The following is a 23,116-nucleotide window of genomic DNA, read 5'->3' as shown; positions in this document are numbered from 1 at the left end:
ATATCCCGGATATGAGCGGCTCGGAAGGGGCCCTCAGGCGCCCCCGGCGGCCGCGCGCAGCGCGTCGAGCACCGGGCGGATCAACGGGTGCCCCTCCGCGCCCCGGCGCACGGCGGCGAACACCCGGCGCGTGGGCGCCACCCCGTCGACCGGACGCACCACCACACCCGTGAGGTCCATGCCGCGCAGCGCCGACCGGGGCACCAGGGCCACGCCCACGTCGGCCGAGGCGAGGGCGACGACCGCGCGGAAGTCGTCCGAGGAGTGTTCGAGACGGGGCTGGAACCCGGCGTTCTCGCAGGCCAGCACGACCACGTCATGGCACGGGTTGCCGGGGTACGGGCCGATCCAGGGGTCCTTGGCCAGCTCCGCGAGCGGCACCTCGGGGCCGTCGGCCAGCCGGTGGGTGACGGGGACGACCGCGTCGAACGGTTCGGCGTACAGCGGGACGTGGGTGAGGCGCGGGTCGTCGGCGGGCGGCGCCCCGCGGTACTCGACCGCCACGGCGACGTCGACCTGCCGGTCCAGGACCATCGGCAGGCTGGCGTCGCCCTCGGCGTCCTGCACCCGGATGCGGATGCCGGGCGCGGACCGGGCGAGGCGGGCCACCGCGGGCACGACGACCTGCGCGATGCCGGTGGCGAAGGCGGCCACCGTGACGGTGCCGGCCTCCCCCGCCCCGTACGCGGCCAGCTCGGCCTCGGCCCGCTCCAGCTGGGCGAGGACCGCGTGGGTGTGGCTGAGCAGGATCTCCCCGGCCGGGGTCAGCCGTACGCCCTTGGCGCCGCGCTCGACCAGACGGTGGCCGGTCTCCTGCTCCAGCGCGGTGAGCTGCTGGGAGACGGCCGAGGGGGTGAGGTACAGCGCGGCGGCCGCCGCGGTGACCGTGCGGTGGTCCGCCACCGCACGGAGGATGTGGAGCCGCCGCGCTTCGATCATGGGACCGATTGTCTCAAACGGAGCGGGGCGCGACGCTCAGCCGTCGAGCTCCGCACGGGCCGCGACGAAGGCGTCCACGGCGCGGTTCACGTCGTCCGTGGAGTGCGCCGCCGAGAGCTGCACGCGGATGCGGGCCTGGCCCTGCGGCACCACCGGGTAGGAGAAGCCGATCACGTACACGCCGCGCTCCAGCAGCAGCTCCGCCATGCGTCCGGCGCGGGCGGCGTCGCCGATCATCACCGGGGCGATGGCGTGGTCGCCGGGGAGGATGTCGAAGCCCTCCTCGGTCATCCGGCGGCGGAACAGGGCGGTGTTCTCGGCCAGCCGGACGCGCAGGTCGTCGGCCGACTCCAGCAGGTCGAGGACCTTCAGCGAGGCGGCGGCGATCACCGGGGCGAGCGTGTTGGAGAACAGGTACGGACGCGAGCGCTGGCGCAGCAGGGCGACGATCTCGGCGCGGGCGGCCACGTAGCCGCCGGAGGCGCCGCCGAGGGCCTTGCCGAGCGTGCCGGTGATGATGTCGACGCGGTCCATCACCCCGTGCAGCTCGGGCGTGCCCCGGCCGCCGGGGCCGACGAAGCCGACGGCGTGCGAGTCGTCGACCATGACCATGGCGCCGTACTGGTCGGCGAGGTCGCAGATCTCGTCGAGCGGGGCGACGTAGCCGTCCATGGAGAAGACGCCGTCGGTGACGATCAGCGTGCGGCGGGCGCCGCCCTCGGCGGCCTCCTTCAGCCGGCGCTCCAGGTCCGCCATGTCGCGGTTGGCGTAGCGGAAGCGGCGCGCCTTGGACAGCCGGATGCCGTCGATGATCGACGCGTGGTTCAGCGCGTCGGAGACGACCGCGTCCTCCGGGCCGAGCAGCGTCTCGAACACGCCGCCGTTGGCGTCGAAGCAGGAGGAGTAGAGGATCGTGTCCTCCTGGCCGAGGAACGCCGCCAGCCGCGCCTCCAGCTCCTTGTGCACCTCCTGGGTGCCGCAGATGAAGCGGACGGACGCCATGCCGTAGCCCCAGCGGTCCAGGGCCTGGTGGGCGGCGGCGATCACCTCGGGGTGGTCGGCGAGGCCCAGGTAGTTGTTGGCGCAGAAGTTGAGGACCTCACCGGGGCGGCCGCCGGCGGTGACGTTCACGGTCGCGGACTGCGGGGTGCCGATGACGCGCTCCGGCTTGTGCAGGCCGGCGGCGCGGATCTCGTCGAGGGTGGCGCGCAGGTCGTCGCGCACGGTGTCGAACATACGGGGCTCCTGAGAAGGCAGATGGGTTACGCGGTCCAGTCGAGGATGACCTTGCCGCCCTTGCCGCCGGCGGCGTCCTCGAAGGCGGCCTCGAAGTCGCGGTAGGCGTAGCGGCCGGTGATCACGGGGGCGAGGTCGAGCCCGCCCTCCAGCAGCACCGACATGGCGTACCAGGTCTCGAACATCTCGCGGCCGTAGATGCCCTTGATGGTGATCATCGAGGTGACGACGCGGGCCCAGTCGACCGGGAACTCCTCGGCGGGCAGGCCCAGCACGGCGATGCGGCCGCCGTGCGTCATGTTGGCGATCATGTCGCGCATCGCCTCGGGGCGGCCGGACATCTCCAGGCCGATGTCGAAGCCCTCGCGCAGGCCGAGGGTGTGCTGCCCGTCGGCGATCGTCGACTCGGCCACGTTCAGCGCCAGCGTCGCGCCGATCTTGCGGGCGAGCTCCAGGCGCTCCTCGCTGACGTCGGTGATGACGACGTTGCGCGCGCCGGCGTGCCGGGCCACCGCGGCGGCCATCAGGCCGATGGGTCCGGCGCCGGTGATCAGGACGTCCTCGCCGACGAGCGGGAAGGACAGCGCGGTGTGCACGGCGTTGCCGAACGGGTCGAAGATCGCGGCGACGTCGAGGTCGACGGGGACGCGGTGCACCCACACGTTGGTGGCGGGGAGCACGACGTACTCGGCGAACGCGCCGTCGCGGCCCACGCCGAGACCGACGGTGGCGCGGCACAGGTGGCGGCGGCCGGCCAGGCAGTTGCGGCACTTGCCGCAGACCAGGTGGCCCTCGCCGCTGACCCGGTCACCGGGCTTGATGTCGTCGGGGACGTCCCGGCCGGTCTCCACGACCTCGCCGACGAACTCGTGCCCGAGGACCAGCGGCGTGTCGATGGTCTGCCGCGCCCAGCCGTCCCAGTTCCGGATGTGCAGGTCGGTGCCGCAGATACCGGTGCGCAGCACCTTGATCAGCACGTCGCCGGGTCCGACGGCGGGCTCCGGGACGTCCGTGAGCCACAGCCCGGGCTCCGCCTTCTGCTTGACCAGCGCCTTCAACGCTACGGCTCCTGAGGGTGAGTCCCGGGTCCGGGCATGCCGAAGCGGCCCGGTCCGGGAAGAGGAGTGGAATCGCACTGCAATCTGCCGTACGCCACCCTCACCGGTCCATCGAGGATTTCTTAAGCGCTGCCACAGCTTTGCTTCACGCGTCACCCGTCCGGGCGCGGTCCCGTGACGGTGTGCGGCCGAGGCGGCGTCGCGGCGTCCGGCCGAGGGGGTGTCACAGCGGCCGCCCGTCGCTCTCCCTGCGCCGCAGCCGGGTGACGAGTTCCGCGGCCTGTGCCTTGATGGCGGCGAGGCCGGGCTGTCCCCAGCCGCGGGGCCGGACGTCGCTGACCGCCACGGTGCCGAGCACCATGCCGGTGCCGTCGGTGAGCGGCGCCCCCATGTAGGAGCGGACGCCGAACTCGTCCACCACCGCGTTGCCCGCGAACCGCGGGTAGTCGCCGACGTCCTCCAGCACCAGCGCCTTGCCGCGGGCGATCACGTGCGGGCAGAAGCCGTGGTCCCGGGGCAGCGCCCGGCCCAGCAGGGCGCCGGTGCCGTCGCCGCGGAGGACCGGGGCGACGCCCGGGGTGTGCAGACCCGCGAAGAACTGCCCGTGCTCGCCGGGGAGGTTGACCACGGCGTAGGGCGCCCCGGTGAACTCGGCGAGGCCGCGGGCGAAGGCGTCGAGTTCGGGATCTGGGTGCTCCCCCAGTCCCAGCCGGCGCAGCCTGCGGGCGCGCTCCGGCGCCTGCCGGTCCTCCGGGGTGAGCAGCAGCCGACCGGCCGGGCGGGGCGGGTCGTAGCTCATGGGCGGGCTCCCGGGGCGTGGGCGACGTTCATGGAGGGGCTCCGTGAGGGGTGCGGGGATCACATGGGGGCGCCGTACCCCGTGGGTGTGGCGGGGGCGTGCGCGATGAGGTGGCGGACGAGGGTGAGCAGGGTCTGCACGCCGGAGCTGGAGATCCGGGCGTCGCAGCGGACGACGGGCACCCCCTCGGGGAGGTCGAGGGCGGCCCGCACCTCCTCGGGGGCGTAGCGGTACGCGCCGTCGAACTCGTTGACGGCCACGATGAATCCGAGGCCCCGCTGCTCGAAGAAGTCGACCGCGGCGAAGCACTCCTCCAGGCGCCGGGTGTCGGCGAGGATCACCGCGCCGAGCGCGCCCTCGCACAGCTCGTCCCACATGAACCAGAAGCGTTCCTGGCCGGGCGTGCCGAACAGGTACAGCACGTGTGCGGCGTCGAGGGTGAGGCGGCCGAAGTCCATGGCCACGGTGGTCTCGACCTTGTTCTCGATGCCGTCGAGTCTGTCGGTGGCGGCGCTGACGGTGGTCAGCAGTTCCTCCGTGCTGAGCGGCGCGATCTCGCTGACCGCGCCGACGAAGGTGGTCTTGCCCACCCCGAACCCGCCCGCCACCAGGATCTTGAGGGCGGTCGGGAACAGGTCGTCGCCGTGCCCGGCGCCGTCGACCCGGTCAGAGCTGTCGTCGTAGTCCATCGAGCACTGCCTCCAGAAGGGCCCGGTCCGTGGGGTGGTGGTGGAACGCGGGGGGTTCGTCGGTCAGCGCCCCCCAGTCGACGAGGTCCGCCAGCAGCACCTTGGTGACGGCCACCGGCAGCCCGAGATGGGCGGCGACCTCGGCGACCGGGACGGGGGCGCGGCACAGGTCGAGGGCCTGCGCGTGCTCGGGGCCGAGGTGACCGAGCGGGGTGGCGCCGGTGGCCCGCACCTGCGACATGAGGTCGAGGGCGACGGTCGGCCGGGTCCGGCCGTCGCTGACCGTGAAGGGGCGCACCAGCCGGCCGGCCGCGTCGTCGAGCCACGGCCCGTCACCGGCCGCCCGCACGCTCAAGGCCTCATCGCCGGGGGCTCGGCACCCTGCTGCCGGGGGGCGGTCATCAGGTACGGCCGGACGGACTTGACCAGCATCGCCATCTCGTAGCCGAGCACCGCCGCGTCGGCCTCCCGGCCGGCCGTCACCGCGAGGCAGGTGCCGGACCCGGCGGTGGTGACGAACAGCAGCGTCGAGTCGAGCTCGACGACGACCTGCCGGACGTCGCCGCCGTCGCCGAAGCGGATGCCGGCGCTGCGGCCGAGGGAGTACAGGCCGGAGGCGAGGGCGGCCATGTGGTCGGCGGCGTCCGGGTCGAGGCCGTGGACGGACTTCACCAGTCCGTCGCAGGACAGCAGGACGGCGCTCCGGGTGTGCGGTACGCGTTGCACGAGGCCGCTCATCAGCCAGTCGAGGTCGGAAACCTGGGCGGTCGGCGCATCGCTCGCCATGGTGGATCGACTCCTTGGGGTACGAAGGTCTGCGGGAGCGCTGGGGGCGGGGGTGGTCATCCGGCGGACGCGCTCCCGTCGTGCCGGGCGGTGTGGTCGGTGCGGTGCGCGGGCACGGCCGGCCGCGCGGACGCGGGGGACTCCGGCTGGGACTCCGCGAGGCTGATGCCCCGTTGGAAGGCGGCCATCAGCTGGGGGTCGTGGCCGGCGACGTGCTCGCCGTCCTGCCGGGGCGCGGGCCCGTCGCGCAGCTGCGGCGCGATGTGCTCCTGGGCGCGGCGGCGGGGCAGCCGGGGTTTGCCCATCGTGCCGCGCACCGGGGTGGTGCGGGGCACGAGCGGGGTGGGCCACGGGTCCCCGGCGCCGTCGTACCCGTCCTGCCCGTCGTGCCCGGTGGGGTGGACGCCGGGCACGGCCTCGGCGGGGGTGGGCCGCGCGGTGCGGGCGCCGCGCAGGGGCAGCGGCGGGGGTACGGCGCCGTCGTCGGGGGACGGGGCCGGGCCACTGCCGGGGCGGGCGGCCGGGGCGAGGGGCGGCGCGGGGGCGGGGTTTCCGGCCGGGATGTTCCCGGCTGCGGGGGTGTGCGTCACCGTGTTCGCCGGAGCCGGGGCGTCCGCCCGGGTGTCCACCGGGGCGGACGGAGCAGGTGGGTGACGGTCCGCCGGAACCGCGCCGGTCTCCGCCGGCGGCAGTACGGCGCCCGCCCCGGACGCCCCCGTCACGGCGGCCGGTTCGCCGCCGAGCAGGGACTGCGGGACCACCAGCACGGCCTGCACACCGCCGTAGATGTTGGTCTGCAGCCGGACGTGGATGCCGTGCCGCCGGGCGAGCTGGGAGACCACGAACAGGCCGATCCGGCCGTCGGCCAGCAGGCTGGCGACGTGCACCTGGTCGGGGGCGGCGAGCAGCGCGTTCATCCGGTCCTGTTCGCCGGTGGGCATCCCGAGGCCCCGGTCCTCGACCTCGACGGCCAGTCCGGAGGTGACGAGGTTCGCCCGCAGCAGCACCTGGGTGTGCGGGGCGGAGAACACCGTGGCGTTCTCGACGAGTTCGGCGAGCAGGTGGATGACGTCGGCGACCGCGTGCCCGCGCAGGGTGCCGTCGACCGGCGGCACGAGCTTGACCCGCGAGTACTGCTCGACCTCGGCGATCGCCGAGCGCAGCACCTCGGTCATGGGCACCGGGTTGCTCCACTGGCGGCGGGAGACGGCCCCGCCGAGCACGGCGAGGTTCTCCGCGTGGCGGCGGATGCGGGTGGCGAGGTGGTCGACGTGGAAGAGCCCTTTGAGCAGGTCGGGGTCCTCCATCTCGTTCTCCAGCTCGTCGAGGAGGGAGATCTCGCGGTGGACGAGGGACTGCAGTCGCCGGGCGAGGTTGACGAACACCTCGAGCTTCTGTTCGCTGCCGGTCTGGCTGGAGAGCCGCGCCGCCCGCACCACGGCGGCGACGGCGCCGTCGTGGGCGCGGGCGAGGTCGGCCGCGAGCTGGTCGAACTCGTCGCCGTCGCCCGCCGGTCCGGTGCGCCGGCCGCGCGGGGGCGGCGGCTCGCCGTTGCGCAGCGCCTCGACGAGAGCGTGCAGGTCGGCCTCGCGCCGTGCGGTGCCGCGCCGCAGGGCGCCCACGCGGTCGTGGACGGAGCGGGCCGCGCGCTCGGCGGCCACGGCGGCGATGACGATGCCGGCGAGGGCCACGGCGGTGGCGCCGCCGAGCACCGCCCACAGCGCCCCGGTCGGCCGCATGCCGCTGGAGCGGACGGTGAACAGCACGGCGGCGCAGGCGCTCAGCGCCACCGCGACGGGCGGCAGCACGGCGAGACGGAGGAGCTGGGACCGCAGGGGCGACTCGGGCGGGCCGGGCGCGGGGCGGGCCGGCGGACGTCCGTGCCGTCCTCCCTCGCGCCGCTCCGGCCGGGCGGCGGTGCCGTCGCGACGGGCTCCGGGGCCGGTTCCGGGGGCCTCGGGGGCGGCGCCGCTCTCGGGCGCGCGGGTCACGACCGCGGCGCCGGCCGGTCCCGGGTGGCGGGGCCCCTCGCCCCGTCGGCCCCCTCGTCCGCCTTGTGGCTGCACGTACCGGTCCCCGCTCCCTGATCCCGATCCCTACGACGCGGCCCTCGGCGCGAGGCGTCCTGCGACATGAGCCGTCGCGAGCCGTCACGCCGGGCGACCGACACTCACCGTAGTCGTCACCGCATCATGTGCGGTGGGCAGTTGACAAACTCGTGCGGACAGCATCGCGCTCTGGTATGAGGCGTCGTACGACAGACCGATAACCGTTCGACCGGATGCAACGGGAGCGGTCACGGAGCGATCAACGCTGGTCAGAAGCGGTCAGGGGGACATGCGGGGCGCGAGGGCATGGAGGTGGGCGCGGACCGGACAGGGCGCGCCCTCAGAGCATCAGCGGCCACGGAGGCGGCCCCGAAGGCGGACCGCCCCTTCGGCCAGAACATCACCTTGAGTAGCGAAAAGCGGGTGTGAACGCCCGTCAGACGCGAGGCGCCGGCGTCTGCGCGGCCGACGCCCGCAGTTGTTCGATCACGTCGTCCAGGTGCGCCGCCGCCGCCCGCGCCGCCGCGTCCGGGTCGGCGCCGGCCACCGCGTCGATGATCGCCAGGTGCTGCGGCAGGGACTGCGCGGGGCGCCCCGGGCGCAGGGCGAGCCGGAACTGGAAGCGGACCATCGGCCCGTTCAGCCGCTCGAGCTGGCGGCGGGCGACCTCCTGTCCGCTGGCCTCGACGACCAGTTCGTGCAGCCGCTGGTTGAGGGCGGAGTACGCCTCCCAGGCGCCGTCCGCGACGGCCTGCCGCATGTCGGCGCCGATCCGCCGCAGTTCCGCGCGCTGTTCCTCGCTCGCCCGGGTGGCCGCCTTCCGTGCGCACAGCTGCTCCAGCGCCGACCGGCACTCGGTGATCTGCACGGCCTCGACGACGGACACCGCGCGGATGCGGGCGCCGCGGCGGGGGACGATCTCGACGATGTCCTCGGCCGCGAGGTCCTGCAGCGCCTCGCGGACGGCGCCGCGCGTGGTCCCGTAGGCCTCGGCGAGGTCGAGCTCGACGAGCCGCTGCCCGGGCACCAGATCCCCGGAGCGCAGGGCCTGCCGGATGGTGTTCGCCACATACGCGCGGCCGGCAGCGCCCGTCAGCTTGTCCGTCACTCCATCGACCTCTTCCCTCGTCCTCCGTCGCCCGTCCCCGACGGCTCCCGCTGGGAGAACCCTAATGCGCGGCACAGGGGCGGCCTCACCCGGACCGAACCAGGTGAACAATTTCTTCTGAACATCTTGTCAACAATCTCGTTGATGATTTAGCTTCCTCGCATATTCGCATCGCCCGCCGCGTCGCGTCCCACGGCGTCACATCCGTCCGTCGCGCCACATCCGTCCGTCACGCCGTCCCCCGCCCACCGCCTCACATCCGTCCACCGAAGGAGCGACCATGTCCGCCGTCGCAGCCGTCCGGGCCCCCGGGGTCACCCGCCGCGGCTCCCAGACCGCGATCCCGTGCCTGTTCATGCGGGGAGGCACGTCGCGCGGACCCTTCTTCGACGCGCGGCTGCTGCCCGCCGAACCCGGCCCGCGGGACGCCGTCCTGCTGGCGGCGGTGGGTTCGCCCGACCCTCGGCAGATCGACGGCGTCGGCGGCGCGCACCCCCTCACCAGCAAGATCGGCCTGGTGCGACCGGGCACCGGACCCGGCGTCGACGTGGAGTGGACCTTCGCCCAGGTGCAGCCCGACGGGGACACCGTCGACACGTCGGCCAACTGCGGCAACATGCTCGCCGCCGTGCTGCCCTTCGCCGTCGAGACCGGCATGGTCGTGCCCACCGGCGACCGTACGACGGCCCGGGTGCTGACCCGCAACACCGGCATGGTCGCCGAGATCACCGTCGCCACCCCGGCCGACGCCGCGGGGGCACGGCACGTCGCCTACGACGGCGCCGCGCGCATCGACGGCGTCCCCGGCACCGCCGCCCCGGTCGAGATCGGCTTCCTGGACACCGCCGGTTCCGTCGCGGGGGCCCTCCTGCCCACCGGGCGCGCACGGGACACCGTGGAGGTGCCGGGGACGGGCGCCGTGGACGTCACGCTGATCGACAACGGCCAGCCGCTGGTGATCGTCGAGGCCGCCCGGCTGGGTGCGACCGGCTACGAGTCCCCGGCCGAGATCGACGCCGACGAGGCGCTCAAGGCCCGTGTGGAGGCGCTGCGCCTGGTGTGCGGGGAGGTGATGGGCCTGGGTGACGTCGGCGGGCGGAACTACCCGAAGATGACCCTGGTCGCGCCGCCCCGGCACGGCGGCACCCTCAGCACCCGCAGTCTCATCCCCCGGGTCTGCCACCAGTCCATCGGCGTGCTGGCCGCTGTCACCGCGGCCACCGCCTGTGTCATCGAGGGCACCGTCGCCCGGGACGTGGCGACCGGGGTGTCCGGCACGGAGCCCACCGTCTCCGTGGAGCACCCTTCCGGCGAGTTCAGCGTCACCCTGGGCCTCGACCCCGCCGACCCGCAGCGGGTGACCCGCTCCGCGCTGCTGCGCACCGCCCGCCTCCTCATGGCCGGCGACCTGCTCGTCCCCCGTTCCGTCTGGGACCCCGCTCCCACCCGTCAGGAGAAGCACGCGTGATCATCGACATCCACGGTCACTACACGACGGCCCCCGCCCCGCTCGGGCAGTGGCGTGACGCGCAGGTGGCCGCGCTCACCGACCCGCTGCGGGCACCCGACCCGGGGGGACCGGTGATCAGCGACGACGAGATCCGCGAGACGATCGAGACCAACCAGCTGCGGCTGATGGACGAGCGCGGCATCGACGTCACCGTCTTCTCCCCCCGCGCCTCGTTCATGGCCCACCACATCGGCGACTTCGCCACGTCCGCCGCCTGGGCGCGCATCTGCAACGACCTGTGCCACCGCGTGTCCGAGCTGTACCCGGACCGCTTCGTCCCCGGCGCGATGCTGCCGCAGTCCCCCGGCGCGGAGCCGGCGACCGTCGTCCCGGAGATCGAGCGGGCGGTGCTGGAGCTGGGCGCGGTCACCGTCAACCTCAACCCGGACCCGAGCGGCGGCCACTGGACCGCTCCCCCGCTGACCGACCGGTCCTGGTACCCGGTGTGGGAGAAGCTCGTCGAGCTGGACGTGCCGGCCATGGTGCACGTCTCCACCAGCTGCAACCCGGCCTTCCACACCACCGGGGCGCACTACCTCAACGCCGACACCACCGCGTTCATGCAGCTGCTCACCGGCGACCTGTTCACCGACTTCCCGGACCTGCGGCTGGTGATCCCGCACGGCGGCGGCGCCGTGCCGTACCACTGGGGCCGCTTCCGGGGGCTGGCGCAGGCGCTCGGCCGTCCCGAGCCGGAGGAGTCGCTGCTGCGCAACGTGTTCTTCGACACCTGTGTCTACCACCAGCCCGGCATCGACCTGCTGCTGGAGGTGATGCCCGTGGAGAATGTCCTCTTCGCCTCCGAGATGGTCGGCGCGGTGCGCGGCATCGACCCGCGCACCGGCCACCACTTCGACGACACCCGCCGCTACGTCGAGAAGGCGGGCCTCACCCCCGAGGACCTGGCCGCCGTCGAGGAGCACAACGCCCGGCGGGTCTACCCCCGTCTCGACGCCCGTCTGACCGCCCGGGGCCGCTGACCCCGCCCGTCCCCCCCCGCGGGGCCGGAAGCCCCCTGAAAGCAAGGAGCAACGCACCATGCACCAGCTCGGAGTCGTCCACCGGACCGTCGGCCGCGCCGACCCGGCCGCGGTCGAGGCCCTGTCACGGTTCGGGGTCGCGACCGTGCACGAGGCGATGGGCCGCCTCGGACTGATGCGCCCCTACATACGGCCGGTGTACGAGGGCGCGCGGCTGTGCGGGACCGCGGTCACCGTGCTGCTGCAGCCCGGCGACAACTGGATGCTGCACGTCGCCGCCGAGCAGGTGCGCGAGGGCGACGTCGTGGTCGCCGGCTGTACGACCGAGAGCGAGGACGGCTTCTTCGGGGAGCTGCTCGCCACGTCGCTGCGCGCCCGGGGCGCCCGGGGCCTGGTGATCGACGGCGGCTGCCGCGACGTGGACGACCTGCGCGGGATGGACTTCCCCGTCTTCTCCCGGGCGGTCAACGCCAAGGGCACCGTCAAGGCCACCCTGGGGTCGGTCAACGTCCCCGTCGTCGTGGCGAACGCCCTGGTCAACCCGGGTGACGTGATCGTCGCCGACGCCGACGGCGTGGTGGTCGTCCCGGCCGCCCGGGCCGCCGAGGTCGCCGAGGCGTCCGCACGGCGCGAGGCGGCGGAGGAGGGCAAGCGGGAGCGGTTCCGGGCCGGCGAGCTGGGCCTGGACATGTACGGCATGCGCGGACCGCTGGCCGAGCTCGGCCTCACCTACGTCGACTGAGATCCGAGGAGCACGATGACCGACCACGACACCGCGGTCACCCCCGGCTGGCTCGACTGGCACCGCGGGCCGAGCAAGCCCTCGTTCGTCCTGCCGCCGGGAGCGGTGGACGCCCACTGCCACGTCTTCGGCCCGGCCGCCGAGTTCCCCTTCGCCCCGGAGCGGAAGTACACCCCGGTCGACGCCTCCAAGCACGACCTGTTCGCGCTGCGCGACCACCTGGGCGTGGACCGCAACGTGATCGTGCAGGCCACCTGCCACGGCGCGGACAACAGCGCCCTGGTGGACGCCCTGCGCGCGGCCGGCGGGCGCGCCCGCGGCGTGGCGACGGTCCGCCCGGACGTCACCGACGCGGAGCTGCGGCGGCTGCACGACGCCGGAGTGCGCGGGGTGCGCTTCAACTTCGTCCGGCGCCTGGTGGACGCGGCGCCGCGCGAGGCGCTGGAGGCGGTGGCCCGCCGGGTGGCGCCGCTGGGCTGGCACGTCGTCCTGTACTTCGAGGCGGCGGACCTGCCGGACCTGGAGCCCTTCTTCGCCTCCCTGCCGGTGCCGCTGGTCATCGACCACATGGGCCGCCCGGACGTCACCCGCAGCCCGGACGGGCCGGAGTTCGCGCGCTTCCTGCGGTTCGTGGCGGAGAACGACGTGTGGGTGAAGGTGTCCTGCCCCGAGCGGCTCACGGTCCTCGGACCACCCGCGCTCGACGGGGAGCGGCACGCCTACCGGGACGTGGTGCCGTTCGCGCGCAAGGTCGTCGAGGAGTTCACCGACCGGGCGCTGTGGGGCACCGACTGGCCGCACCCGAACCTGAAGGACCACATGCCCGACGACGGTCTGCTGGTCGACCACATCCCGCACATCGCGACCACCCCCGAGCGCCGGCGGGCGCTGCTGGTCGACAACCCCCTGCGTCTGTACTGGCCCGAAGAGGCCCGCTGACGTCGTCACCCCCGGCCCGGTGAGACCGGTCCTCCCCTTCCCTGGAGCGTGCAGTGCAGCACATCCGCACCACCAACGCGGCGAACCGGCTCGACCGGCTGCCGATCACGAAGTTCCACAAGCGGACCATCCTCGCGGTGGCGTTCGCCTACTTCTTCGAGTTCGCGGACATCAACACCTTCGCCATCACGGCGCCGGTGGTACGCGAGCAGTGGGGCGCCGACGTCGACACCGTCGCCTACGTCACCTCCCTGTCCTTCGTGGGCATGTTCCTCGGCGCCGTCGTGGCCGGCGGGCTGGCCGACCGGCTGGGGCGCAAACGCACCCTGACCCTGACCACCCTGTGGTTCACGGTGTGGTCGTTCGCCTGCGTGTTCGCCTGGGACATCTGGTCCCTCGGAGTGTTCCGCGTGCTGACCTCGGCGGGCCTGTCCGCGATGACCGTCGTCGCCGTTGTCTACATCAGCGAGCTGTTCCCCAGCGCCAAGCGCGGCAAGTTCCAGGCGTACGCCATCGTCATCGGCATCTGCGGCACTCCCGTCACCAACCTCATCGCCTCCGCGGTGGTGCCGATGTCCGGCTGGTCCTGGCGGCTGGTCTACCTGTGGGGGTCGCTGGGGGCGCTGTTCCTGTTCTTCGTGCGGCGGCTCGAGGAGTCCCCGCAGTGGCTGGAGACGCGCGGCCGGCACGAGGAGGCGGAGGCGGTGCTGGCCCGCATCGAAGCCGGTGCGACGGCCGAGCACGGCCCGCTGCCCGAGCCGCAGCAGCCGAAGCCCGAGGGGTCGGCGGTCAAGCCGGGCCTGACCATGCTGAAGGACAAGAAGTTCCTGTACCCGACGATCCTGCTGTCGGTCCTGTGGATCACCCAGACCATCGGCTTCTTCGGCTACTCCAGCTGGGCTCCGACCCTGCTGGCCGCCGAGGGCGTCAGCGTCGAGGACTCGATCTTCTACGTCGCGCTGACGACCGTGGGCGCGCCGCTCGGCTCCTTCCTCGCGGCGATGGTCACCGACCGTTTCGAACGCAAGTGGTGCCTGGTGGTGTTCGGCCTGGTCATTGCCGGATCCGGTCTGCTCTACGGGCTGACCTTCACCCCGGTGCTGATCGTCGTCTTCGGCTTCCTGGTCAACCTGTTCGAGCGCGGTTACACGGCCCTGGCGTACGCGTACGCCCCCGAGCTGTACAGCACCGAGGGCCGCTCGCTGGGCACGAGCATCGCCTACGGTCTGGGGCGGCTGTCGAACGCGGTGGGGCCGCTGATGATCGCCGGTGTCTACAACGGCGTCGGCTACCAGGCGGTCTTCATGGTCATCGCGGGCACCTGGACACTGGGGGCGGTGGTCCTGGCGGTGTTCGGACCCGCCACCCGGCGCCGCCGCCTCGCGGCGGAGGCAGCGGCGGCGCAGACCGGCCCGAAGCCGGTCACCGCCACTCCCTGAGCGCGTGTGAGGCGAGCGACGGGCGGGCCGGAGAGAGATCTCCGGCCCGCCCGTCTTCCGTGTCGTGCCCGCCGGGTCAGCGATCAGGGGACCGCGCCGTTGCGTTATCGCCACCCGGCTGGTTTCCGCTGCGCTCTTCGAGACGCGCGACGAATGGGTCGCCCACCTCGCCGCCCCCGAAGGCGATGTGGGCGATATCTACCGTAAACCCTCTTTTAGTTCCTCCGTGCCACCCAACGCACCGAATGCAATCGCCAGTTGATCACTCACGCCATGACGGGGGATACTGCCCGGCGGATGCGTGTTCCCGACCGAGTGGCACCCGCTCCATTATCCTCCCGCGCAGACCGTCAGAGGCCATGTACCCAAAGATCACTGGGCAGTTGACCTCAGGGTTTCGTGATAGCGTCCTTGCCCGGAGGGACAGTGCAACCTGAAAGGGAAATCGTGAACACGGAGAAGATCGCCGCTCGCCGCCTCTCGCTGGAAGAGGTGACGAAGCTCGGCATGAAGGACAAGATCTTCGTTTCCGCCGACACCGCAGCGCTCAAACTCCCCGACTGCTATGTCCCTGCTTTCCTGACCAAGTCCGGCGAGAATTTCGAGGGCGGCTCGATCACGGCGAGAACCGTATTCCAGGAAGAGGTCACCTGCCTCCCCGACGACGAGAATGAAGCCGGAATCTACCTGGCCGACGAGAACGGCCCGGTGACCATCGAGGTCCTCCAGTCCGCCGGTGTCGTGCTGGACCTGGCGCTTTTCGTCCCCGGCGGGGACAAGGGGTCCCTCACGGCCCTTTACGCTGCCGTCCGGCAGGCGTTCGGCGCCGACGTCGTGCAGATCTGGCGCCAGGGCCTCAAGGAGGTTCCCGACGTGAAGGTCGACATCTACGAGGAGCAGATTCCCCGGGGACGCAAGGGGAGCGACAGCCCCAAGCGTGACCGTCGGGCGATCGACACCTACCCCACCCGCGCGGACTTCATCGAGTTCTCCACGGGGTGGAAGCCGGTCGTCGAAATCCACAAGCCGGTTGTCGACGACACCCCGACCATCTGAGACGGTGTCACCTCTCGGCCCGGGAGAACGCCGAGAACGCATGCACCGGACCCGGTCGGCCCCTGAGTGAGCCGTTCCGGGTTCCGTGGCGTCCCTGACGCCAGGGTCACGGTCCTGGCGAAGGGGAACCACCGGACCGTCTCCCCTGCCTCGTCCCCGGCCAGCGTCACCGCTCACCGGCGTGGTCGAGATGCCCCTCGCTCGTCCCGGCCACACCCCCAGCGATCCGGGGACGGCGCCACGGACGGGCGATCGGACCGGAGACCGCCCGCCACCACGCCCCGGCCGGCAGCCTCCCCGCCGGCTCGAACGGCTCGCCCGGCCGGGGGAACGCCACCGCCTGGCCGGCCTCCTCGGCCGCGTCCTTCATCCACTCCCCCGGTTCCGCCCACGCGTGCGGCGCCAGATTGAACGTCCCCCAGTGGATCGGCAGCAGCACGCCGCCCGGCTCCCCGCCCTGGAGGTCGAGGTGCGCGCGCACACCCTCCTCGGGCGTCATGTGGATGTCCGGCCAGAACTCGGAGTAGGCGCCGACCTGGATCATCGTCGCGTCGAACGGGCCGTGGGCCGCGCCGATGCCGCGGAAGCCGTCGAAGTAGCCGGTGTCGCCGCTGTGGTAAATACGGTGCCGCTCACCGGCGACCGCCCAGGAGGCCCACAGGGTGTGCTGGGTGTTGCGCAGGCCCCGCCCGCAGAAGTGCCGGGCCGGGGTCGCGGTCAGGGTGAGCCCGCCGACCCGCGTCGACTCCTGCCAGTCCAGCTCGCGCAACCGCTCCCCGGGGACGCCCCAGCGCTCCAGGTGCGCGCCCACGCCGAGCGGCACGGCGAACACGGTGTCCGTGCCGGCCAGCTCCCTGATCGTCGGCATGTCCAGGTGGTCGTAGTGGTCGTGGGAGATCACCACGACGTCCACCGGGCCGAGCGCGGCCAGCGGCAGCGGAACGGGGTGCAGCCGCTTCGGTCCGGCGAAGGGGAAGGGCGAGCAGCGCTCCCCCCACACGGGGTCGAACAGCACCCGCCGCCCGTCGATCTCCGCGAGCACACCGGAGTGCCCCGTCCACGTCAGACGCAGCCCGGTCGCGGGCGGGCGGGTCAGGTCGGCGAGGGTGGTGGGATGCACCGGGATCGCACCCCGCGGGGCGCGACGGGAACGGGCGTCCTTGTCCAGGTACAGCCTGGCCATGTCCCGGCTCGACCCGGAGGGGCGCACACGGGCCGGACCGCCCGGGTTCTGGAACGCGCCGTTCGCGAAGTGCGGGGACCTGCGGATCCTCGCCAGGCGCTCACCCGCCGGCTCCGCACCGAAGGCCGGCGGCCGCAGGGCGCTCAGCCCCGGTCCGGGGGCGGAAGAAGCGGCCACGGTACCTCCACAGGGAATCGATCGGAGATTCCATTATGTGCGGCGGCTCCGACAGTGGGTGCGGGTGGTGGAAGAGCCCGCAGGGGCGGGTCCGGAGCAGGGCTCCGGACCCGCCCCTGTCGTCATGCGACCGCCGCGATCCACGAGCGGATGTCGTCCGGGGACAGCGTCCCCTTCGCCGTGACGTGGTCGCCGGAGGACTCGCCGCGCAGACGGCGGCCGATCCACGGCACCAGGTACTCGCGGGCCCAGTGGACGTCGTCCCGGCGGATCTCCAGGGTGCCGCGCGGCGGGAGCGGCGGCCACGGCTGTTCCGGGTCGGCGGGCACCTTCAGGCCGAGGGACATGCCCGCGCGCAGCGCGACGCGGGTGTGCCCCTCGGGCGAGAGGTGCAGCCGGTCGGCGTCCCAGGCCCTGCGGTCCTGCACGCTGCGCAGCGACCACAGGTCGAGCACCGGGCAGCCGTACCGGTCGGCGACGGCCCGCACATGCCCGTTGTACGTGGCGATCTTGCCGCGCAGATGCTTGAGCAGCGGAACGCCACGGGTGTCGAACCCGGTGGTCACCAGGACCGTGCCGGCCGCCGCGGCGAGCCGGGCGACGGCCTTCTCGAAGCGCTCGGCGACCTCGTCCGGGTCGCTGCCCGGGCGCAGGATGTCGTTGCCGCCCGCGCAGAACGAGACCAGGTCGGGGGCGAGTTCGACGGCCCGGGGGACCTGGTCGGCCACGATCTGGTCCAGCAGCTTGCCGCGCACCGCGAGATTGACGTATTGGAAGTCGCCCTCGGGCCTGCGGTCGGCGAGCAGGACGGCGAGCCGGTCGGCCCAGCCGACGAACGCCCCGTCGGGGCCGGGGTCGCCGACGCCCTCGGTGAAGCTGTCCCCCACCGCCACGTACGACCCGATCACTGTTGCCTTGTCACTCTTCGAATCGTCTGCCACAACCGCACATGATTCACCTTCCGATGTGACCTACGCGACCGTAGGGAGGGGTTGACGGACGGTGAGATAAGCCACTCCGAGGTTTGACCGAGCCCGGAACAGGTACGGGCCGGGCCCGGACACGCCGAAGGCCGGCCCCGTGGATCGGGGTCCGGCCTTCGGCGCGCGTGTCAGGAAGGGGGCCGCGAGGGGTCAGATGGAGACGCCCTTGGAGCGGAGGTACGAAACCGGGTCCACGTCCGAGCCGTAGTCCGGGCCGGTGCGGATCTCGAAGTGCAGGTGCGGGCCGGTCACGTTGCCGGTCGCACCGGAGAGACCGACCTGCTGGCCGGCGCTCACCGTCTGGCCCGTCGAGACGGACAGCGAGGACAGGTGGGCGTACTGGGCGTAGTAACCGTCGTTCAGCTTGATGACGACCTGGTTGCCGTACGCGCCGCCCCAGCCGGCGGAGACGACGGTGCCGGCTCCGACGGCCTTCAGGGAGGTGCCGGTCGGGATGCTGAAGTCGACACCGGTGTGGTAGCCGCTGGACCACATGCTGCCGGCCACCTTGTAGGCGGTGCCGACGCCGCCGCCGGGCACCGGCGAGCTGTAGGCGGAGGTGGTCTGGGTGGAGGCGCCGTCGGAGGCGGACTCCTCGGACGACTTCTGCGCGGGCTGCTGAGCGGGCTTCTCGGCGGGCTTCTCGGCCTTGGGAGCGGCGGGCTTCGACGCCTGCGGCGAAGTGGACTGCCGGGGCGCGCTCTCGGCGACGGCCTTGCCGCCGAGGGAGAGCTTCAGACCCGGGTGGATGAGCGACGGGTCGTCACCCACGGCCTCGCGGTTGTCCGCGTAGAGCTGCTTCCAGCCACCGTCGACGTGCTCCGCCTCGGCGATCCTGGCGAGGTAGTCGCCGGCCTTCACGGTGTACGTGCGGGCCTCGTCGCCCTTGTCGGCCTTGGCCTGCTGGCCGGTGACGGACAGCGACTGGACCGACTTCTCGGGGGCCGACTGCGGCGTCGCGGCGTGCGCGCCGGTGGCGCCGAGGAGCGGCAGGGCGAGCGCGGCGCCACCGGTTCCGGCGACGGCGATGGAGCGGGTGAAACGCTGAGCCTTGGTACGGCGGTGCTTACCCTTCGCGGGCATGACGAATTCCTCTCCGGCGCCTACGAGGTGAGCTGTCGGGTGCGGACTGGAGATGTCCGGCCGCGTTGCCGCGCGGCTTAACCCCAAGCCTGTTTCCGGGGTCCGGAACAGGCAGTCGTACCTGTGGGTCCCCCGCTCCTGCCGTACGTCGGGTCAGTGTGTGCGGGCTCCGGGCGGCGGCAGGATTAGGCGTCCGTCCGGATCGGTTGGGAACGTAAGCGACCCCGACGCGGCGAAACAAGCGCGGGTTCCCGCGAACCCGCTTTTTACGTGATCGAAAGGAGGAAAAGACGTCACCGTGCGTTGATGCCGGAAGCGGCACGCGGGCGAATTCCCTTGTCACGGAGGGGAATTACGTGGACATGGCGACAGCACACGGTCACCGGTATGACGATGCTCACGCACCCCGTCCTCAAATCTCGCCCTATCGGGGCAAGTTATCCCTAACCGCTCCAATCGGGCAGAACTCCGTAATCACCTAAAGTTCGGCACCACGGACGACACAGAGGCGACATCCGGATCCTTGCGACGCCAACCGTCACACGCCTCACACAAACGGACAAAAAGCGACATAAAGTGCCACACCGCCAGGTGTCCGGGGCCCGCTCAGCCACCCTGTGGACAACTCATTGCCCCAGGCAGGTATGTCGTATCGTCGAGTGGTGCCCGTCGGCGAGCCGCGGCGACGGCGCCGAGTGGGAGGAGCCGTCCGTGACGCAGGAGATCCCGTCGACCGAGCCCCAGCTGACCGGGGTGCGCAACTTCCGCGACGTGGGCGGGCTGCCCACGGTGGACGGCCGACGGGTGCGGCACGGGGTGCTGTTCCGCAGCGGTCACCTCGCCCACGCCACCGCGGAGGACGCCGCCTTCCTCGCCTCGCTCGGCCTGCACACCGTGTTCGACTTCCGCAACGCGGCCGACCAGAAGCTGGAGGGGCCGGACGTCGAGCTGCCGGGCGTGCGCAACGTCAACCTGCCGCTGAGCGACCCGGCCGACGGCGCGGAGTTCTGGAAGATGGTGCGCGACGGCGACCTGGACCAGCTCCGCGCGATCCTCGCCGACGGCCAGGGCGCCGACCGGATGATCACCTCGTACCGCATGATCGTCAAGGAGCGCACCGCCGAGCACTCCCAGGTGCTGCGCGCGCTCGCCGAGGACAGCGTCCCCGCCCTGATGCACTGCGCGGCCGGCAAGGACCGCGCCGGTCTGTCCGTGGCGGTCACCCTGCTCGCCGTGGGCGTGGAGCGCGACGCGATCGTCGAGGACTACCTGAAGTCCAACGCCAAGCACCGCCGCTACAAGGTGCGCCGCAGCGGCAGCTCCCCCGACGCCTACTCCCCCGAGGTCATGGAGCTGCTCAGCCCGCTGTTCGACGCGCGTGAGGAGTATCTGGCGGCGGCCTTCGAGACCGTCGAGGAGACCTGGGGCGGCGTGGACGCCTACCTGGAGCAGGGGCTCGGTCTCACGCCGGCCCGCCGGGAGCGGCTGCGCGAGCGCCTGCTCGACTGACGCCGGCTCCCGCCGCCCGGCCGGCTGCTACTTCTTCGGCGCGATCTCGAAGAGGAAGTAGATGAAGGCCGCGAAAACGTGTCCCACCACGACGTAGACGAACAGACGGACCCACAGGGCCCGGGGGAACTTCTCCTCCATGTCCTTGCCGGTCACGGTGTCTCTCCAGGGGTCGGGCCCAGGCACAGGGCGGCCGTGGGACTCTGCAGCAGGGTGTGGACGAACAGCAGCTCGACACCGTCGGCGTCCTGCGCGGCGATGCGGTGCGGGGTGAGCGAGTCGAAGTGGGCGCTGTCGCCCGGGGACAGCCGGTGCAGGGTGTCCCCGAGGCACAGCAGCAGCCGCCCCCTGAGGACGTACAGCCACTCCTCGCCGGGGTGGACCCGCACGATGTCGCCCTGGGAGCCGTGCGGCACATGGACCCGCAGGGCCTGCATGCCGCGTCCGGCGGCGCCGGCCTGCCAGTACGACCAGCCGCCCGCCTCCGTGGGATCCATGTCGGCGGCGCGCACCACGGCGTCCCGGTCGGCGGCCGACTCCCCGAGCAGCTCGGAGACGGTCGTCCCGTAGATCCGCGCCAGGGAGAGCAGCATCGGCAGCGAGGGCTGGCGCTGCCCGGTCTCCAGCCGGGAGAGGTGGGCGGGCGACAGGCCCGCCTGCCGGGCGGCGGCCTCCAGCGTCAGGGAGGCCCGACGGCGCAGGGCGCGCAGCTGCGGAGCGACCGCGGGCAGCGCTTCGGCGGCCTCCGCCCGCGGTTCGGTCTCGGAGGAGCTCATGCCCCCATTGAGCACCAGGACTTACCCCTGAGGCAATTTCCTTGCCTCTGAGGCAAACCACGCCGGGTCCTCACCGGTTGGCGACCGCCTGCTTCACCAGGGTCTTGCCGAAGTCCCAGATGAGTCCGCCCTCGTGGGCGTCGTCCATCACCGCGGTGAAGGCGTCCACGAACCGGTTCACGTCCCCCTCGTCGATGATCAGCGGAGGGATCAGCTTGATCACCTCCAGATGATCGCCGGAGACCTGAGTGAGGATACGGTGCCGCTGGAGCAGCGGGACCACCACCATCTGCGCGAAGAGCCCCTTGCGGGCCGCCTGCAGCATGGTCCAGCGCGAGCGCAGCTTCAGCGAGCGGGGCCGCCCGAACTCGATGCCGATCATCAGACCCCGTCCGCGGACGTCGGCGAGCAGCTCGTAGCGGTCGGTCAGCGCGGCCAGCCGGGTCCGCAGCAGGTCCCCGGTCCTGCGCACGTGCGCGACGATCTGCTCGTCCTCCATGACCGACAGCACCGCGAGGCCCGCCGCCATGGCCTGCGCGTTGGAGCCGAAGCTGGCGGAGTGCACCAGCACCCGGTCCATCGACGAGAAGACCTTCTGGAAGATCCAGTCCTTGCCGAGTGTCGCGCCCACCGGCACGTACCCGCCGGACAGCGCCTTGGCCACGCACACCAGGTCCGGCTCGACGCCCTCCTCGTGCTGGTAGGCGTAGAAGTCACCGGTGCGGCCGAGTCCGGTCTGCACCTCGTCGGCGATCAGCAGCGCCTTGTGCCGGTGCAGCAGCTCCTGCGCGGCCCGCAGCCAGCCGGGCGGGACCTCGTGCACGCCCTTGCCCTGGATCGGCTCCACGATCAGCGCGGCCACGTCGCCCTTGCGCAGCTGGCGCTCCAGCGCGCCGAGGTCCCCGAGCGGCACGGCCGTGTCGGGCAACAGCGGGGCGAACCCGTCCCGGAAGCCGGCCTCGCCGTTGACCGACAGGGCGCCGGCGGTCAGGCCGTGGAAGGCGTGCTCGCAGTACAGCACCCTGGGCCGGCCGGTGGCGTAGCGGGCGAACTTCAGGGCTGCCTCCACGGCCTCCGTGCCGCTGTTGCCGAAGAACACCCGGTCCAGATGCGGACTGTGGGCGAGGAGCTTCTCCGCGAGCAGGCCCGGCAGCGGCTGGCAGTCGAAGCGGGTGAGGTCGGCGAGGGAGAGGTCCAGCACGTCGTGCAGCGCCTTGCGGACCACGGGGTGATGGCGGCCGAGGCCCATCACCCCGAACCCGGCGAGCATGTCCAGGTGGTCGTTGCCGTCGGCGTCCCAGAAGTGGGCCCCCTCGGCGCGCTCGTAGACCTTGTCGAAGCCGATGGTGTGCAGCATGCGTGGGAGCTGCGGGTTGAGGTACCGGCTGTGCAGCTCGTAGCGCTCGGCCCCGCGCTCGGCCAGCAGCGCGCCGAGGTCGAACGTCCCGGCCTGTGACGACTCCGACGCGGACTCCGCGGTGGTCATGCCTGGTGCTCCTGTGCGTCCAGTGGCTGTTTCGCGAGTTCGTCCCCGACGGCGAGGCTCGCACTGATCCGTCCGGCGACGTCGACGGGCGTGAGCCCGATGTCGGCGAGCACCTCGCCGCGCTTGGCGTGCGCGAGGAACTGCTCCGGGATGCCGAACCGCCGCACCGGGACGTCGACCTCGGCGGTCAGCAGCTTGTGCACGTAGCTCTGGTGGCCGGTGTCCCGCAGGATGCGGTCGGCCGGCGACTCGAAGACCCGGTGCAGGGCGATCGTCAGTTCCACCACCCCGAGGTCGGGTCCGAGGTGGCCCCCGGTCCTGGCGACCGCGTGCACCAGGAACTCCCTGATCCTGTCGGCCAGTTCGCCGAGTTCCGCCTCGGACAGCGCCTTCAGGTCGCGTGGTTGCCGGATGCTCTCCAGGACCGTCACGCTCGGGCCCCCTTCGGTTCCGTGCTGTTCAGCTCACGGTGACGGCCGGCTCCCCCGACGCGATGCCGTCCTTCTCCATCTGCTCGGCGATCTTCATCGCCTCCTCGATCAGCGTCTCCACGATCTTCGACTCCGGCACGGTCTTGATGACCTCGCCCT

At 72.4% G+C, this 23,116-nt stretch carries 22 protein-coding genes, 2 pseudogenes and 1 riboswitch; of the genes and pseudogenes, 7 read left to right on the top strand and 17 right to left on the bottom strand.

What is annotated here, in order from left to right:
- Window positions 1–33 precede the first annotated feature (33 nt).
- The 9 genes from ACIQ8B_RS29060 to ACIQ8B_RS29020 form a co-directional block, all read right to left on the bottom strand.
- Window positions 34–939, bottom strand: a complete 906-nt coding sequence (locus ACIQ8B_RS29060) for a LysR family transcriptional regulator (RefSeq protein ID WP_403550860.1) — start codon at window positions 937–939, stop codon at window positions 34–36.
- Window positions 940–975: 36 nt separating this feature from the next.
- Complete coding sequence (locus ACIQ8B_RS29055) at window positions 976–2,175, bottom strand: glycine C-acetyltransferase (protein WP_403550858.1); 1,200 nt, start codon at window positions 2,173–2,175, stop codon at window positions 976–978.
- A gap of 26 nt (window positions 2,176–2,201) precedes the next feature.
- A complete protein-coding gene (gene tdh, locus ACIQ8B_RS29050; protein WP_403550856.1) occupies window positions 2,202–3,233 on the bottom strand; it encodes an L-threonine 3-dehydrogenase in 1,032 nt (343 codons plus the stop codon).
- Window positions 3,234–3,456: 223 nt separating this feature from the next.
- Window positions 3,457–4,032 carry a GAF domain-containing protein gene (locus tag ACIQ8B_RS29045; RefSeq protein ID WP_106411341.1) on the bottom strand — a complete coding sequence of 192 codons (576 nt, stop codon included), beginning with the start codon at window positions 4,030–4,032 and terminating at the stop codon, window positions 3,457–3,459.
- Window positions 4,033–4,091: 59 nt separating this feature from the next.
- Complete coding sequence (locus tag ACIQ8B_RS29040; RefSeq protein WP_403550853.1) at window positions 4,092–4,721, bottom strand: GTP-binding protein; 630 nt, start codon at window positions 4,719–4,721, stop codon at window positions 4,092–4,094.
- Window positions 4,699–5,070 (bottom strand): DUF742 domain-containing protein, encoded by a 372-nt coding sequence (locus ACIQ8B_RS29035; RefSeq protein ID WP_290009579.1) that lies wholly within the window; start codon window positions 5,068–5,070, stop codon window positions 4,699–4,701. The genes ACIQ8B_RS29040 and ACIQ8B_RS29035 overlap by 23 nt, the downstream gene beginning before the upstream one ends.
- A 2-nt stretch (window positions 5,071–5,072) precedes the next feature.
- Window positions 5,073–5,507, bottom strand: coding sequence for a roadblock/LC7 domain-containing protein (locus tag ACIQ8B_RS29030; protein WP_106411344.1), 435 nt, complete (start codon window positions 5,505–5,507; stop codon window positions 5,073–5,075).
- A gap of 56 nt (window positions 5,508–5,563) precedes the next feature.
- A complete protein-coding gene (locus tag ACIQ8B_RS29025; RefSeq protein ID WP_403550851.1) occupies window positions 5,564–7,498 on the bottom strand; it encodes an ATP-binding protein in 1,935 nt (644 codons plus the stop codon).
- Between the two features lie 493 nt (window positions 7,499–7,991).
- On the bottom strand, window positions 7,992–8,663 hold the full coding sequence (locus ACIQ8B_RS29020; RefSeq protein ID WP_403550849.1) for a GntR family transcriptional regulator: 672 nt from the start codon (window positions 8,661–8,663) through the stop codon (window positions 7,992–7,994).
- 280 nt (window positions 8,664–8,943) lie between these two features.
- On the opposite strand from ACIQ8B_RS29020, the gene ACIQ8B_RS29015 reads away from it, so the two are divergent.
- From ACIQ8B_RS29015 to ACIQ8B_RS28990, 6 genes are all read left to right on the top strand, one after another.
- A complete protein-coding gene (locus ACIQ8B_RS29015; protein ID WP_290009453.1) occupies window positions 8,944–10,131 on the top strand; it encodes a 4-oxalomesaconate tautomerase in 1,188 nt (395 codons plus the stop codon).
- Window positions 10,128–11,153 (top strand): amidohydrolase family protein, encoded by a 1,026-nt coding sequence (locus ACIQ8B_RS29010; protein ID WP_290009451.1) that lies wholly within the window; start codon window positions 10,128–10,130, stop codon window positions 11,151–11,153. Before ACIQ8B_RS29015 ends, ACIQ8B_RS29010 begins: the two co-directional genes overlap by 4 nt.
- Before the next feature lie 58 nt (window positions 11,154–11,211).
- Window positions 11,212–11,895 carry a 4-carboxy-4-hydroxy-2-oxoadipate aldolase/oxaloacetate decarboxylase gene (gene ligK, locus ACIQ8B_RS29005; protein ID WP_290009449.1) on the top strand — a complete coding sequence of 228 codons (684 nt, stop codon included), beginning with the start codon at window positions 11,212–11,214 and terminating at the stop codon, window positions 11,893–11,895.
- Window positions 11,896–11,910: 15 nt separating this feature from the next.
- On the top strand, window positions 11,911–12,834 hold the full coding sequence (locus ACIQ8B_RS29000; RefSeq protein ID WP_403550846.1) for an amidohydrolase family protein: 924 nt from the start codon (window positions 11,911–11,913) through the stop codon (window positions 12,832–12,834).
- 53 nt (window positions 12,835–12,887) lie between these two features.
- Window positions 12,888–14,273: an MFS transporter gene (locus ACIQ8B_RS28995; RefSeq protein WP_403550844.1), complete on the top strand. Its 1,386-nt coding sequence runs from the start codon at window positions 12,888–12,890 to the stop codon at window positions 14,271–14,273.
- 447 nt (window positions 14,274–14,720) lie between these two features.
- Window positions 14,721–15,329, top strand: coding sequence for a hypothetical protein (locus ACIQ8B_RS28990; RefSeq protein WP_290009442.1), 609 nt, complete (start codon window positions 14,721–14,723; stop codon window positions 15,327–15,329).
- A 166-nt stretch (window positions 15,330–15,495) separates the two neighbouring features.
- Here ACIQ8B_RS28990 and ACIQ8B_RS28985 read toward each other — a convergent pair whose 3' ends face one another.
- From ACIQ8B_RS28985 to ACIQ8B_RS28975, 3 genes are all read right to left on the bottom strand, one after another.
- On the bottom strand, window positions 15,496–16,689 hold the full coding sequence (locus ACIQ8B_RS28985) for an MBL fold metallo-hydrolase (RefSeq protein ID WP_403550842.1): 1,194 nt from the start codon (window positions 16,687–16,689) through the stop codon (window positions 15,496–15,498).
- A gap of 122 nt (window positions 16,690–16,811) precedes the next feature.
- Complete coding sequence (locus ACIQ8B_RS28980) at window positions 16,812–17,597, bottom strand: SGNH/GDSL hydrolase family protein (protein WP_106411355.1); 786 nt, start codon at window positions 17,595–17,597, stop codon at window positions 16,812–16,814.
- 225 nt (window positions 17,598–17,822) lie between these two features.
- Window positions 17,823–18,755, bottom strand: a complete 933-nt coding sequence (locus ACIQ8B_RS28975; RefSeq protein WP_403550840.1) for a peptidoglycan DD-metalloendopeptidase family protein — start codon at window positions 18,753–18,755, stop codon at window positions 17,823–17,825.
- Between the two features lie 4 nt (window positions 18,756–18,759).
- Window positions 18,760–18,924: riboswitch (cyclic di-AMP (ydaO/yuaA leader) on the bottom strand.
- A 542-nt stretch (window positions 18,925–19,466) separates the two neighbouring features.
- Between ACIQ8B_RS28975 and ACIQ8B_RS28970 the strand changes: the two genes are divergently transcribed.
- On the top strand, window positions 19,467–20,264 hold the full coding sequence (locus tag ACIQ8B_RS28970; protein ID WP_106411357.1) for a tyrosine-protein phosphatase: 798 nt from the start codon (window positions 19,467–19,469) through the stop codon (window positions 20,262–20,264).
- Between the two features lie 27 nt (window positions 20,265–20,291).
- Here ACIQ8B_RS28970 and ACIQ8B_RS28965 read toward each other — a convergent pair whose 3' ends face one another.
- The 5 genes and pseudogenes from ACIQ8B_RS28965 to ACIQ8B_RS28945 all read right to left on the bottom strand — a co-directional run.
- Window positions 20,292–20,405 carry a DUF6126 family protein gene (locus tag ACIQ8B_RS28965; RefSeq protein WP_106416146.1) on the bottom strand — a complete coding sequence of 38 codons (114 nt, stop codon included), beginning with the start codon at window positions 20,403–20,405 and terminating at the stop codon, window positions 20,292–20,294.
- Between the two features lie 11 nt (window positions 20,406–20,416).
- Window positions 20,417–21,040 (bottom strand): helix-turn-helix domain-containing protein, encoded by a 624-nt coding sequence (locus ACIQ8B_RS28960; RefSeq protein ID WP_403550838.1) that lies wholly within the window; start codon window positions 21,038–21,040, stop codon window positions 20,417–20,419.
- Between the two features lie 70 nt (window positions 21,041–21,110).
- Window positions 21,111–22,526: an aspartate aminotransferase family protein gene (locus tag ACIQ8B_RS28955; protein ID WP_403550836.1), complete on the bottom strand. Its 1,416-nt coding sequence runs from the start codon at window positions 22,524–22,526 to the stop codon at window positions 21,111–21,113.
- 173 nt (window positions 22,527–22,699) lie between these two features.
- Window positions 22,700–22,957, bottom strand: a pseudogene (locus tag ACIQ8B_RS28950) (1-deoxy-D-xylulose-5-phosphate synthase N-terminal domain-containing protein); the annotation flags it as partial.
- 28 nt (window positions 22,958–22,985) lie between these two features.
- Window positions 22,986–23,116 (bottom strand): annotated as a pseudogene (locus tag ACIQ8B_RS28945) (4-hydroxy-3-methylbut-2-en-1-yl diphosphate synthase); the annotation flags it as partial.

This window comes from Streptomyces sp. NPDC096105 (assembly GCF_044763335.1).
Classification (GTDB): domain Bacteria; phylum Actinomycetota; class Actinomycetes; order Streptomycetales; family Streptomycetaceae; genus Streptomyces.
The sequence above is the reverse complement of the archived record's forward strand: the minus strand, read 5'-3'. Positions and strand labels throughout refer to the sequence as shown.